12 protein-coding genes are annotated in these 13,215 nt (G+C 60.3%); 7 read left to right on the top strand and 5 right to left on the bottom strand.

The annotated features are described in order from the left end of the window. Positions 1 to 5 precede the first annotated feature (5 nt). The 3 genes from GKC28_RS20610 to GKC28_RS20600 all read right to left on the bottom strand — a co-directional run bounded on the left by GKC28_RS20610 (position 6) and on the right by GKC28_RS20600 (position 3,600). The gene (locus tag GKC28_RS20610; protein ID WP_174148876.1) at positions 6 to 1,058 is read right to left on the bottom strand and encodes a PEP/pyruvate-binding domain-containing protein; all 1,053 of its coding nucleotides are present in this window, start codon (positions 1,056 to 1,058) and stop codon (positions 6 to 8) included. 14 nt (positions 1,059 to 1,072) lie between these two features. Continuing rightward, on the bottom strand, positions 1,073 to 2,437 hold the full coding sequence (locus tag GKC28_RS20605; RefSeq protein WP_254604329.1) for an aminotransferase class III-fold pyridoxal phosphate-dependent enzyme: 1,365 nt from the start codon (positions 2,435 to 2,437) through the stop codon (positions 1,073 to 1,075). Between the two features lie 521 nt (positions 2,438 to 2,958). Beyond that, positions 2,959 to 3,600 carry a TetR/AcrR family transcriptional regulator gene (locus GKC28_RS20600; protein ID WP_174148875.1) on the bottom strand — a complete coding sequence of 214 codons (642 nt, stop codon included), beginning with the start codon at positions 3,598 to 3,600 and terminating at the stop codon, positions 2,959 to 2,961. 109 nt (positions 3,601 to 3,709) lie between these two features. Between GKC28_RS20600 and GKC28_RS20595 the strand changes: the two genes are divergently transcribed. Beyond that, complete coding sequence (locus GKC28_RS20595; protein WP_174148874.1) at positions 3,710 to 4,441, top strand: glutathione S-transferase family protein; 732 nt, start codon at positions 3,710 to 3,712, stop codon at positions 4,439 to 4,441. A 173-nt stretch (positions 4,442 to 4,614) separates the two neighbouring features. Here GKC28_RS20595 and GKC28_RS20590 read toward each other — a convergent pair whose 3' ends face one another. Beyond that, entirely contained in the window at positions 4,615 to 5,379 is a 765-nt protein-coding gene (locus GKC28_RS20590) for a LuxR family transcriptional regulator (protein ID WP_174148873.1), read from the bottom strand. A gap of 262 nt (positions 5,380 to 5,641) precedes the next feature. On the opposite strand from GKC28_RS20590, the gene GKC28_RS20585 reads away from it, so the two are divergent. The 6 genes from GKC28_RS20585 (at position 5,642) to GKC28_RS26905 (ending at position 12,769) form a co-directional block, all read left to right on the top strand. Beyond that, entirely contained in the window at positions 5,642 to 6,709 is a 1,068-nt protein-coding gene (locus GKC28_RS20585; protein ID WP_174148872.1) for a histidinol-phosphate transaminase, read from the top strand. A 3-nt stretch (positions 6,710 to 6,712) separates the two neighbouring features. After that, positions 6,713 to 8,323, top strand: a complete 1,611-nt coding sequence (locus GKC28_RS20580) for a thiamine pyrophosphate-dependent enzyme (RefSeq protein WP_217434163.1) — start codon at positions 6,713 to 6,715, stop codon at positions 8,321 to 8,323. 8 nt (positions 8,324 to 8,331) lie between these two features. After that, positions 8,332 to 9,192 (top strand): ATP-binding protein, encoded by an 861-nt coding sequence (locus GKC28_RS20575; RefSeq protein ID WP_174148871.1) that lies wholly within the window; start codon positions 8,332 to 8,334, stop codon positions 9,190 to 9,192. 2 nt (positions 9,193 to 9,194) lie between these two features. Continuing rightward, positions 9,195 to 9,905 carry an HAD-IA family hydrolase gene (locus GKC28_RS20570; RefSeq protein ID WP_174148870.1) on the top strand — a complete coding sequence of 237 codons (711 nt, stop codon included), beginning with the start codon at positions 9,195 to 9,197 and terminating at the stop codon, positions 9,903 to 9,905. After that, the gene (locus GKC28_RS20565; protein WP_174148869.1) at positions 9,902 to 11,392 is read left to right on the top strand and encodes an aldehyde dehydrogenase family protein; all 1,491 of its coding nucleotides are present in this window, start codon (positions 9,902 to 9,904) and stop codon (positions 11,390 to 11,392) included. Before GKC28_RS20570 ends, GKC28_RS20565 begins: the two co-directional genes overlap by 4 nt. A 255-nt stretch (positions 11,393 to 11,647) precedes the next feature. Continuing rightward, entirely contained in the window at positions 11,648 to 12,769 is a 1,122-nt protein-coding gene (locus GKC28_RS26905) for a Hint domain-containing protein (protein ID WP_368041153.1), read from the top strand. 213 nt (positions 12,770 to 12,982) lie between these two features. On the opposite strand, the gene GKC28_RS20555 is transcribed toward GKC28_RS26905, so the two are convergent. Then, the coding region (locus GKC28_RS20555) for a hypothetical protein (RefSeq protein ID WP_174148868.1) at positions 12,983 to 13,215 on the bottom strand (233 nt) is incomplete at its 5' end.

The following is a 13,215-nucleotide window of genomic DNA, read 5'->3' as shown; positions in this document are numbered from 1 at the left end:
GGTCCTCAGCGCCAGGTTTGGGCGATCATGTCGGCCTGCCAGCGCGGCAGTTCGGGTTCGTCGGCCAGTGTCGAGATCGGGCGCATCTGCACGAAGACCAGCCGCGGTTCGGCCCCGGCTCGTTGCTCGACGACCCATTCGACATCCACCGGCGCGCCGACATTGGCCTCTAGCGACCGGACGGTCGTCCCGATCCGCACTGCCAACTCATCCTCGATCGACAGGACGGTTCGCTTTTCGTCGGCCATCGCGGACTCGATCACGCGCGAGGTCTTCGGATCGAAGAGCGAAATCTGGCTCTTGTCGCCAATCTCTTTCTGTATGATCCGGGCTTCCTCCTTGTCGATCCGGAACCGGTCGGGCGAAATCAGCCCCTGCACGAGCGCCTCGCCGAACCCCCATGTGGCTTCGATCACCAGCCGGTCGCGGTGGCCAGTCACCGGGTCGACGCTAAAGGCGACCCCGGCGGCGCGGGCGTCGATCAGTTCGACCACGCCCACGGCCATGGGCGAGTTGACGAAGCTGCGTCCCGCCCGGTTCCGGTAATCGACCGCCCGGTCGTTGAAGAGGCTGGCCCAGCAGTCCCGTACCGCGCCGATCAGGTCGGACTTGCCGGTGACGCCCAGGTAGCTTTCGTACTGACCGGCAAAGCTCTTATCCGCCGCGTCCTCACCAGTGGCCGAACTGCGCACGGCAAGGCGCAGCACGTCCTTGGCGAGTTCGGTTTCAAGCGAGGCGAGCGCCTGTCCGATGCCGTCGTCCAGATCCGCTGGGACCGCCACGGCTTCGACCAGCCCGCGCATCTGTGCCGCGAGTGCGGGCAGCTCCTGCGCCGAGCAGCCGCGCGATGCCTCTTCGAGCTCACGCAGCTTCGCTTCCGCGCCGGACTGGGCCAGCGCGTATTGGAAGGCGGTGGTCGTTACGGCGAATCCGCGCGGCACGTCGAGTCCGAGCTGTTGCAGCTCGCTGAGCCGCGAGACCTTGGGACCGCTCAGCGCGAATGCCGTGGCATCCATGCCCGGGGCGATATCTATGATGTATGGCGATCCGTTGGGCATGGTAATAGCTCCGATCAAGCCGCTTTTGAGAAGCCGGCATCCATCGCGTTCAGGATCCGGGCAACATCCTCCGCTGTCACGATCAGCGACGGCGAGAGGATGAGCATATTGCCGGACATGCGCAGCATCACGCCGGCGTCATAAGTGCCCTCGTAGACCTCGCTTACGACCGACCTTGCGGCAGGTGCCTTGGTTTCGCGGCTTTCCACAAGCTCGACGGCAGCCATCAATCCCTGGCCACGGACATCGCCGATAAGCGGATAGCGCGATTTCAGCTCTTCGAGACCGGCCAGCAGCTCCTTGCCGCGCGCGGCCGCGTTGTCGGCGGCGTTGAGGCGAAGCGTTTCCTTCAGGGTCGCCAGCGCTGCCGCTGCACCGACCGGGTTGCCCGAGTTGGTGTAGCCATGGCCGATATTGCCGAGCGCGCTGCGGTCGTTCTCGAAGGTTTCCGCGATCTTGCCGCCCAGCAGGGTTGCCCCCATCGGGAAATAGCCGTTGGTCAGCGCCTTCGCTGTGGTCATCACGTCGGGCTGAACCCCCCACAGCCGCGACCCGGACCAGGCGCCGGTGCGTCCGAAGGCGCAGATCACCTCGTCGGCCATCAGCAGGATCCCGTATTCGTCGCAGAGCGCCCTGAGCGCGGGCATGAAGCTTTCATGCGGCACGATGATCCCGCCCGAGCCATGCACCGGCTCCACTGCGATCGCGGCGATGGTGTCGGGGCCCTGCTGCTGGACGATCTCGCGAACACTGGCGAGGCAGTGCTTGGCCAGCGCCTCGGGATCGCTTTCGTTGAACGGATTGCGGTAGGCATAGGGGCTGGGCGCGTGGAACACGCCCGCGAGCATCGGCTCGTAGGCGGCGCGGAACTTCGCATCTCCGCACAGCGAGGCGCCGCCGTAATGCGTCCCGTGGTAGCCCTTGCTGAAGGCGATGAACTTGGTCCGCTGCGCCTGGCCGAGGATCTTCCAGTACTGCCGGATCAGCCGCATCGCCGTATCGACCGAGTCCGATCCGCCCTGGGTGAAGAAGCAGCGCTCCATGCCGTCGGGCCGGAACCAGGTGATCAGCTCGTCCGACAGCTCGATAGCCTTGTCGTCCGTTGTGCCGCGAAATGTCGAGCAATAGGGCATGACGTCGAGCTGTTCCGCGATGGCCTTCTTGACCGGTTCGCAGCTGTAACCGAGGTTCACGTTCCACAGCCCGCCGACCGCGTCCAGAACCCGGTTGCCGTCGAGGTCCTCGACCTCGATGCCCGAGGCGCCTACCAGAATCTTCGGCGGATTCTTCTGCATGTCCACCGCATGGGCCATCGGATGCCACATCAGCTTGGCGTTCTTCTCCCGAAGAAATTTGTCGTGTTCCTCAGGCATGTTCATGGTCAGACTCCGTTCAGGTCAGATGTCAGCGATCAGCTTATTAGTTCTTTCGGTCGCACGATCGAGCTTAGCTAGCCGTGCGATACACATCGCCCTACTGCCATCGTTGAAGGTCGATTTGTTGCCGAAGAAGATGAAAGGAATTCCTTCTTTCGCGAGGGCTAGCGCGGCTGTCATGCCTACCGGACCAGCCCCGACGAAAGCAACCTTGGCCCGGGTTCTAAAAGCAACCTTGGCCCGGGTTCTAACGGCACGAACGTCTTTTTGAGCTGCCGTGAAATGGGGAATTTGAAGTATAGCGAGTCGGTTTCGCTGCGTCCTTCGGGTCTCAAACCGACCACCTCCCGATATATTCCTCATATGAGTCAACACTAGGCGGTACGCGCGATGTGGTCTGTCACCTTGAACAGGTGACAGAGCTCGCGATCCTAACGAAGCAGGAAACATGATTGCACTCACCAAGTTCAACCGTCACCCAAAGCATCATGCCAGACAGGTCCCTCCAGACATGATATCGCCAGTCACGCGTCGCTTGACTTGGCGTGCAGAACCTCATGGCGAACAGAAACGACAGCATCCCAGCTGAGCATGGCGAGCTCCGCGATGCGAATGAGTTCTCCTCTCGATGCCCCGTCGCGTGCCTTGATGGCCATCCCCCGTATCATAGCCGAATAATAATCCGCTATGGCATCAACATCCGCGTCTGGAGGGACATCACCATCCGCGACTCCACGGGCGATCCTGCGTCTCAGGCAGTCCGTTGATGTATGGCGTTGATTGATCATATAGTCGATAATTCTATAGTTTTTGGGTGATGTATTGATGGCGCCAAGCATGAGCAGGCAGCTTGAGGGTTTGTCCTTCTGCGTCATATTGCGCGCCGCACGATGCAGCACGCTTGCCACAGCATGTCTTGCCGTATTCTGCGCGGCCAGTTCCCGCCCTGTCTCGGAAGCGTCCATTGTCGTGTAGAGCTTGACGGCTTCCAGGAACAAGTTCTCCTTCGAAGAAAAGGCCGCTGCAAGGCTGGACGTGGAAATACCCATTCCTGCGGTCAGATCGGCCAGCGAGGTCGCATCGTAGCCCCGTTCCCAAAACAACCGCATCGCAACGGACAGCGCCTTCTCCCGGTCGAAGTTGCGCGGTCGACCGCGTCCTGCCATGGACCATCTCCTTTATTGAAGTGATCAAACCATAATTATGTTGACGGGCGAATGCAATCAGATCTATTTATGCAGCGATTGATTCATAATTCGAAAGAGAGGCCTCCAGATGATAACCGTCTACGCGGCGAGCAGCCCGAACGTGGTAAAAATACTCCTTGCACTGGAGGAAATGGAGCTGGCTTATGAGGTGAAGCCGGTCGACGTTCTGGCTGGCGCGCAATTTGAGCCGGATTTCAGAAAACTCAGCCCCAATGCGAAGGTTCCTGTGATCGTCGATCATGCGGACGCACAGCAGGAGCCTGTCACGGTCTTTGAATCCGCAGCGATATTGCTCTACCTGGCCAACAAGACCGGCAGTTTTCTTCAGCGCGACGAGGCTTCTCGACTGGAGGAGCTTCAATGGCTCATGATCCAGGTCAGCAGCATCGGCCCGATGTTCGGGCAATTCATGCACTTCTACCGCTTTGCGCCATCGGGAAATGACTACGCGACGGCGCGGTATCGCACACAGGTCGTTCTCCTGTTGGACTTGCTCGAAGCACGACTTGCGCACTCATCCTGGGTCGGCGGCGCTGACTACGGCATTGTCGACATGGCAACCTTTCCCTGGGCGAGATCGTTTCTCAACCTCTTCGGCTCCAACGAAGAAGAAAACTATCCAAAGCTGCGTGAGTGGGTAACACGCATCGCTGACCGCCCAGCAACCGCACGAGCCAACGCTGCGACTGAGGCGCTTGCTCGGCAAATGACAGCCCCACAGGATTCCCAGCCAGAGAACCTTGATCGAGTCTTTGGGCGCGGCGTTTACGCCCTTCAATCGAGCGGGCCGGCGGGTTGACGCTGCTGCGGCCGCGACTGCATGTGGTTCGGATGATCCTTAACACCGTCTTCGGTGGGATCATGGAAGTGAAGTTTCGTTGTGCAATGAAAAGGAAGAACGCCCTGCGCGGCCTGCGACCACCACCAGACGGCGGGCCGAGGAATGTTCGGTAGGGAGTCAGGAAGGCGCGTTCAGGTGGCGTTCTGACCGCTGCATAAGGAGAAAAGGGCCGATTTCGAGTTGATGCCCAGCTTCGAATAAGCGCGCTGGCGATAGGTGTTGACCGTGTTCACCGACAGGTCCAACTCCCAAGCGATCGCATCGGATGTGAGACCCTTCAGCATCGCCTCGCAGATGTCCTTTTCGCGCTTTGATAGCGAATTCAGAGGGCTGCGCAGTTCCATGCTCAGCTTGCTGGTGTAATGCATCAGCGCCAGTGACGCAATCGCCCGCCAAAAGGGAACTCGGATACTCGCCTCGCTGCGCTGGAACGGCCCTTGCTCTTCGAGGCGGTAGAAGTTGAGTGACAGGACCTCCTCGTCCATCGCTGCGACGACGCTGATCTTGTCGACGATGCCGCCGGTCTGATAGAAGGTGCGGTGGTACTGCTCAGGCATGGCGTCCCTGATCTCAAACAGGTCGACGATACGCACCTCGCGGGTCTTTCGGACTTCTTCCACGACCCTCAGGAGCGGGTCATTCTTGAAGCCGCTGCGCAAGTACTTCTCAGCCAAGTTCATCGCATTGCGGCTGTGTCGCTTGTTGAACGACAAATAGCACTCAGGCCGGTCGACTCGATAAGAGAAGATCATGCACTGGTCGGCCTTGATGATCCTCTCGATCAGGTCGAGATAATTTGCATTGAACGCTTCCGAGCCGACAGACGTGATGCAGTCTGACAGCGATTGCAGGAATTGGGGGGCTCCCGGACCGGAGAAATAATCTTCCAAAGACATGAGCGCCATGATGCACGCGCCGCCTGAAAAATCCAATGCAAATACGCGTTTGATGCCTGTGCGGGCGGCCCGGTGCTGCTTGCCGCATAGCGGTGCGCCGCCGGGTAACTCTGGTTCCCCCGATCCGTGTCGCCCGGAATAGGTGACAGCGCCACCCGGCGATAGATGTTAGGTCATGGCCCGAAAATGGTGCTTGCGCCCGCTTCCCGACATGCCGCGGCAGTGGCGAGGAAGCCCACCGTCAGGATAGAGGATTCTCAAAATGGAATACAAAGCTGGTTTGTCGATGGACGAGGTTCGGGGACTGGCTGGCGATGGTCCGATCACAAAGCTGTCGTCCAATGAGAACCCCTTCGGGCCTTCGCCTCTGGCGGTCGCAGCGGCACAGAGCGCATTGGAGACGGCCAACCTTTACCCGGCGCGAAACGATGCCAAGCTGTGCAAGTCGCTTGCCGAGTTCCATGGTCGCGGGCTAACTCCCACCAACTTCTTTGCCGCGAACAGTGGGGTCGAGGTCCTGTCGCTGATCGAGGACGCCCAGATCCGTGCCGGTGAGCGCGCGATCATCTGCCCGCCTTGTTTTGGGGCCTATTCTCAGTCGCTGCGAAACAAGAACGCCGAAATCGACGCGGTGCCGCTTCGCGATACTGATTTCAGTCTTGACGTCGATGCGGTGTTGGCCGCCGTGACGCCTGAAACCCGGCTCGTTTACCTCTGCAACCCCAACAACCCGACCGGAACCTGGTTCGGTGAGGATGTGCTGGCGAAACTCCTCGACGGCCTGCCGGAGCATGTCACCCTGATCTATGACGAGGTCTACTACCAGTTCGCGACCGAAGAGGGGCTGCCCGACGCGATCCGCCACGTCCTCGACGAGCGCAACATCGTGATCGTGCACAGCTTCTCGAAGGCCTACGGCCTTGCCGGGATGCGGATCGGCTATGCCATCGCACCCGAGCGCATTGCCGCGAAGGTCCAGAAGCTGAAACGCAGTTTCCACGTCAGCACCGCGGGTATGGATGCGGCGGCGGCGGCGCTGAAGGACTCCGCGCACTTGGCGAAGACCGTCGACAACAACCACGCTGAACGGCGCCGCGTAATCGAGGGCCTTGCCGAACTGGGGCTGGAGGTCGCACCCAGCCAATCGAACTTCGTCATGTTCCGCTGCCCCAACGGCAGCGACGCCGAGAGCATGACGGCAGCGCTGGTCGCGTTCGGCGTCATGGTGCGCCCGGCCTTTTACCTGCCGCAGCATATCCGCGTCACAGTCGGCACGCCCGCCGACAACAGCCGCTTCTTGGCGGCCGTCAAGAACATTCTGGAGTCCTGATCAATGACACGTACGATGACTGGCGGCGAAGCGGCCGTACTTTCTCTGCACAACCTCGGCGTAAAGACTGTTTTCGGTCTGCCCGGCGTCCAGAACGACTGGCTTTACAACGCCTTCTACGACCATCGCGAGAAATTCCGCATCATCCACACCCGCCACGAACAGGGCGCGGCCTATATGGGTCTCGGACATGCGATCGCCAGCGACACGCCGACCGTGTTCAACATCGTCCCGGGTCCTGGCCTGTTGAACGCCACGGCGGCAATGTCCACGGCCTATGCGCTGAACGCCAAACTTTTCTGCCTGACAGGTCAGATCAACACCCAGTCGATCGGCAAGGACTGGGGCGAGTTGCACGAGATCAACGACCAGGACATGATCATCCGCTCGCTGACCAAATGGTCGGCGCGTGCCTCCAGCCCTTCTGAAGTACCCAGCCTGATCGGCGAAGGCTTCCGCCAGATGCTTTCGGGCCGTCCGCGTCCCGTCGGTCTGGAAATCCCGATGGACGTGCTGGCCGGCAAGGCGCCCGCCGACCCCGAGTTCAACATGCTCCCAGCCTACGAGCCGCCTCTCGACGAGGAAGCGGTCGAGGAGGCCGCAAAGCTCCTGGGCCAGGCCGTCAACCCGATGATTTTCGTCGGCAGCGGTGCGCAGGGGGCCAGCGCACTGGTCAGGCGGCTGGCCGAGACACTGCAAGCTCCGGTCGTCGGCTACCGAACAGGTATGGGCGTGGTCGATGCACGCAGCTATCTGTCGCTGCACCAGCCTGCCGCGAAGGACCTCTGGAAGAAAGCCGACGTGGTCCTGGCCATCGGGTCGAACATGCGCGTGCCCGCGCGCAAGTGGATGAAGGCGCACAAGCCGCAGGTCGTCCGCATCGACGTCGATCCATCAAGCCACCGCAAGTTCTTCACGCCGGCGTGTGAAATCACGGCCCGCGCGGAACAGGCGCTGCCGCTGCTGCTGGACCGGCTGGAGACGCACAACATCGTCCGCGCGTCCCGCGAGGAGGAGTTGACCGAGGTCAAGGCGGCATGGGCCAAACGCTCGTCGGTGCTGGAACCGCAGCTGACCTTCCTGAAGATCATCCGCGAAGAGATCGGCGAGCATGGCGTTTTCGTGGACGAGCTGACGCAGGTGGGCTTCGCCAGCCGGATTGTCTACCCGGTTTACAACCCGCGCACCTTCATCTCGACCGGCTACCAGGGAACCCTGGGCTATGGCTTCCCGACGGCGCTCGGCGCGAAGGTTGCGAAGCCGGACGTCCCGGTCGTCTCGGTCACGGGCGATGGCGGGTTCATGTTCGCGGTGCAAGAGCTGGCGACAGCCGTCCAGCACAAGATCCCGCTGATCGTGATGCTGTTCAACAACAACCGCTTCGGCAATGTGCAGCAGATGCAGATCAACGATTACGGCGGGCGGGTCATCGCCACCGACCTGCACAACCCGGATTTCTGCAAGATGGCCGAAAGCTTCGGCGCGCAGGCGATCCGCGCGGAGCAGCCCGGGGAGGTGCGCGCGGCGCTGAAGCGCGCGATCGCGACCACGGATGTGCCAACGATCATCGAAGTCCCGGTCGGCGACATGCCCAGCGTGGACCAGTTCCGGTGAGTGCGGCCATGACAAACAGTGTAATACCAGCGGACAGCAAGGTCGGGCAGCAGCTTCGCGATGCTGTGGGACAACGCAAGATTCTCTTGGTGGTTGGTCTTCCAAGTACCGGCAAAAGCCTGTTGTTCCAGCAATTGTCCATTCTTGCCCATGAGGCGGGCCGGAAAGTTCATGCAATGCAATGGGATGATGCACGTTCGGTTTTCGAGACCGAGGCTTGGCTCTCTCGTTATCCGGAAGTTGACTCTATAACCCATCCTGGCATTCGGAAAGCCATTGGCCTGTGGGTGCGCCGCGGTGTGCTGGACTGGCGCACGGCACATTCCGCGCCTGAGGATTTGCTGATTGTTGAACTGCCGGTCGTCGGCGGCCGGTTCATTGAGTTACTGCAACCTCTTGAGGATGAAGCGGAGACTCTTTTGGCCTCCGATGAAACGCTTGCATTGGTACCGGTGCCGACAAACGCGATGCGAGAGGTAATCACCGGCATACGCGCGCAAACCTTTAGAAACCCACGCAATGAGCTTGAAGCCAGGGAGGCGCCGATCCACATTGTCGAGGCGGACTGGGCTGAAGCCCGTAAGCTCTATATCAGCTGGAACAATATCTCGGATCCTTCAACCGTCAACCCGGTCTATGAAGAGGCAGTGTGCCAATCGGTCTTCGAACATATCTGCCGCTTCAGGCCTCTGAACGTCCTCACAATCGACCGGGAGTATCCGACGACCGGTTCAACCTATGAACGGCCGACACCCACGCAATCCTTCACGGCGACGGCGGATGAAGTGAAAGAGGCTTACGCCCGATTGCAGGACCTGTATCCTGGCAATGAAGCCGCAAAGGCCGCCGATAACTGGGCGGAGTACTAGACATGGCACAGGACGCCAAAGCTCTGATCCTCGACTTCGGCAGCGTCGTGACGCTGACCATGTTCGAAACCCACAGGTTCTCGGAACATAATCTGGGCCTGCCCGAGGGCAGCCTGAACTGGATGGGGCCGTTCGATCCCGACAACGATCCGCTCTGGGCCGCCATGCAGCGCGACGAGATCACCGAACGGGAGTACTGGCTGTCCCGTGCAAGGGAAACCGGCGCTCTTTTGGGAGAAGACTGGACCGAAATGGCGCAGTTCGTGGTCCGGGCGCGGGGGAAGAATACCGAACAGATCATCCGCCCCGAAATCGTTCCGCTGATTGGCGCGCTGAAGGCTGCGGGCAAGAAGCTGGCGATCCTGTCGAACGAGCTTGACCTGTTCTTCGGCAAGGAACTGCGTGAGTCCCTGGCGTTCCTCAAGGATTTCGACGTCATCACCGACGGCACCTACTCGAAGATCCTCAAGCCCGACCCCCGCGCCTATCAGGCGTGCCTCGACCAGCTTGGCCTCAAGGCCGGGGACTGCGTCTTTATCGACGACCAGATGCGTAATGTGACCGGCGGGCTGAACGTCGGACTTCGCGCCTTGCATCTCGACGTCCAGAACCCGCGCGACGTCTTCAACATGGCGCTGAGCGAACTGGGCATCGCACAGGCATTCACCGCGCCTGGCAAGCTTGAGCCGGTTGGACAGGAGGCATCGCAATGAACCTTGAGCAAAGCGCAATCGACCTGCTGCGGGCGCAGCCCGCTCCGAAGGGTCTGAACTTCATCGATAACGAGGCCGTTCCGGCGGCCGACGGCGAGACCATGCCTGTGATCAGCCCTATTGACGGCAGCCAGTTGACCACGCTCGCGGCCTCGGCAGCCGTGGACATGGACCGCGCGGTCGCCGCCGCGCGGCGCAGCTTCGAGGCAGGCGTCTGGTCGGGCATGGCGCCGGGCGAGCGCAAGAAGGTCATGCTGAAATGGGCGGATCTGATCGAGCGGCACGCGCTCGAGATTGCTGTTCTGGGCTCGCGCGACAACGGCACCGATATCCGCATGGCGCTGAAGGGCGAGCCGCAATCCGCAGCAGCCACGATCCGCTTCTACGCCGAGGCCATCGACAAGCGGAACGGTGAAATCACGCCGACGCGCAAGGACGTGCTGTCGCTGATCCACAAGGAGCCGGTCGGCGTGGTCGGGGTGATCATCCCGTGGAACTTCCCCCTGATGATCGGTGCCTGGAAGATGGCCCCCGCGCTCGCCGCCGGCAACAGCGTTGTCGTGAAACCCTCGGAAGAGGCCGCGCTCTCGACGTTGCGCGTGATCGAGCTGGCGGCCGAGGCCGGCATGCCACCCGGCGTACTGAACGCGGTCAATGGGCGCGGCGCCGTGGTGGGCGAGGCGCTGGGGCTGCATATGGAGGTCGATGTGCTGGCCTTCACGGGCTCAGGCGGGGTCGGGCGGCGGCTTCTGGAATATTCAGCGCGCTCGAACATGAAGCGGGTCTATCTGGAGTTGGGCGGCAAGTCGCCGAACCTCGTCTTCGCCGATGCGCCCGATCTGGCGCAGGCCGCGAAGGAAACCGCGGCCTCAATCTTCCGCAACAACGGTCAGGTTTGCGTTGCGGCCTCCCGGCTGGCGGTTGAGGGGAGCGTCTACGATGACTTCATGGGGCTCGTCAGGGCCGAAGCCCAGGCCATGAAAATCGGCGATCCCCTTTCGCTGACGAATTCCACGGGCGCGCTGGCCAATGCGGCACAACTTGCAAAAACCAAATCGGCCGTGGCACGCGCCCTCGAACAGGGTGCGCAACTCTTCCAGGGCGGTGAGCAACTCAATTCCGCCAGCGGGGGCTTCTACCACCAGCCGACGATCCTGACCGGCGTGACCGCCGACATGGATGTGGTCCAGCAAGAAGTTTTCGGCCCGGTCCTGGCGGCCCGCGCCTTCGACACCGAGGAGGAGGCGATCGCCATCGCCAACGAGACGGTTTACGGGCTGTCGTCGGTGGTGTGGACGCGCGATCTCTCGCGGGCGCACCGGGTCGCTGCCAAACTCAAGGCCGGTGTTGTTCAGGTCAACTGCTATTCCGGCGCCGACATCACCGCACCGCTTGGCGGAGTCCGGCAATCCGGCAACGGCTCGGACCGATCGCTGCACGCCTTCGAGAAATACGAGAACTGCAAAGCGACGTGGATTCAGCTCTGACTGCGGTGAAACGCCTTTCTTTGCGATAGGCAGGTTTTCAAACCCTGGGATCAAACACTTGCGGAGTGAACCTATGTCTCATGCAGACTCCTGTGAAAGCTCTGCAATGTACATAGACACAACTTGCGAGAACCAAGCAATCTATTTTCGGGTTAGCGGCTCTCATGGTTACCAGAACTATTTAGCAACCTTAGTAAGCGCATAATTCCCATAAACTGAACATTCACCCAGGCGACAATGTAAAGAAAAAGCGCAGTGGCAAACTACAATTTAAACTTATTCGCGCTTTCCGATGCTGCGATTACGCCTGATCCCGACATGATCGGCTATAATGTGACCGGCGAACAATGGAGCTGGGGTTGGGGCAGCACTCCGACACTGACCATAGGCTCAGGCGCCACACCGCAAACTGTCGGCATCGATGACAACGACAGCAATCCTTATGGGTTCAGCGATGAAAACTCTGACAGCGGCTCTTACGACCTCACCTCGCAGGCACTGACCTCGGATCTGACGATCAACGGAAACACCTATCAAAGCGGCATCTTGCTGCAGAACGAATACGAAGCCGATTTCGTCGACAGTAGCGGCAATACCTACACGCTGGTTGCTGTCACCGCCTCGATCCCGACCAATGGCGGGACCGACTACAGCGGAGGTTATAACTCCGAATTCATCGGCTTTACCTGGGATGGCCCGACCCCACCGGCAGGCGAAACGCTGACCTACGCCGGGTTCTACGGCGATCATTCTACAATGATCATGTGTTTTGCCAGGGGCACTGTGATCGAAACCGATCAAGGATTCCGCCTGATCGAAGAACTGCGTGTCGGGGACCTGGTGCTTACTCGCGATCGCGGTTTGCAGCCAATCCGCTGGCTCGACTCGCGGGTTTTGTCAAAGGCTCAGCTGCAAGCGAAGCCCGAATTCCGCCCCGTCAGGCTGCAGGCAGGCAGCTTGGGTCAGGGATTGCCCAAGTGGGACCTGACGGTGTCACGGCATCACCGGATGCTGATACGTTCGAAAATTGCGGACCGAATGTTCGGTCGAAATGAGGTTCTGATTGCAGCCAAGGATCTGTGTTCCATCACCGGGATCGATGTCCCTGATGAGGCTGAGCAGGTAGAGTATTTTCACATGATGTTCGATCAGCACGAGATCGTCATTGCCAATGGCGCAGAGAGTGAAAGCTTTTTTGTCGGTCCAGTTGTGATGCAAGGGATGAGCTCGACGGCAAGAGAAGAAATCCTTGCGCTGTTTCCTGAGCTACGCGACGGTCCACAAGGACAGGTACCGGCGCGGCCAATTGTTGTAGGTAGACGGGCACATAAACTGACGCAACGCCATCTGCGCAACAAAAAACCGTTGCTGACCTAAAAGGTAAGATTATCTTCAATCTCTGGCCTGACTTATCATCTGAAAACAATGCATGATCGGTAAGCGTCCTCTCGACCCTACATTGCAGCGCCTATGCCGTACTGCGAAATTTTGCACATCCAGCGGTGACAAATTTTTTTGCCATCGGCAGGTTGTCAAGCCGGTGCAAAACGCCACACGGGTAGCCTCCAATCACCTGTAAGCACCCGATTTCTACCGCGGGGGCTGGTCCTTGACGCGTGCGATGATGTCGGGATCGTCGACGGAGTCTTGTAAGAAGTCGTTCCAGCGCTCCGGCGAACGCCGGGCGTCCGCGAGCATGTCCTTCAGTTCGCAGATGCCATCGTCGGTCAGCGTCGTGATGTATTTGTCTTGCCCGATCTGAACGCTGACGATGCTGCCGTAGGACAGGTTGTCGTCGTTGCTCACGATGGCTTCGAGAAGTC

The sequence above is a fragment of the Leisingera sp. ANG59 genome, assembly GCF_013317235.1.
Lineage (GTDB): Bacteria > Pseudomonadota > Alphaproteobacteria > Rhodobacterales > Rhodobacteraceae > Leisingera.
This window is presented reverse-complemented; position numbering and strand designations above follow the sequence as displayed.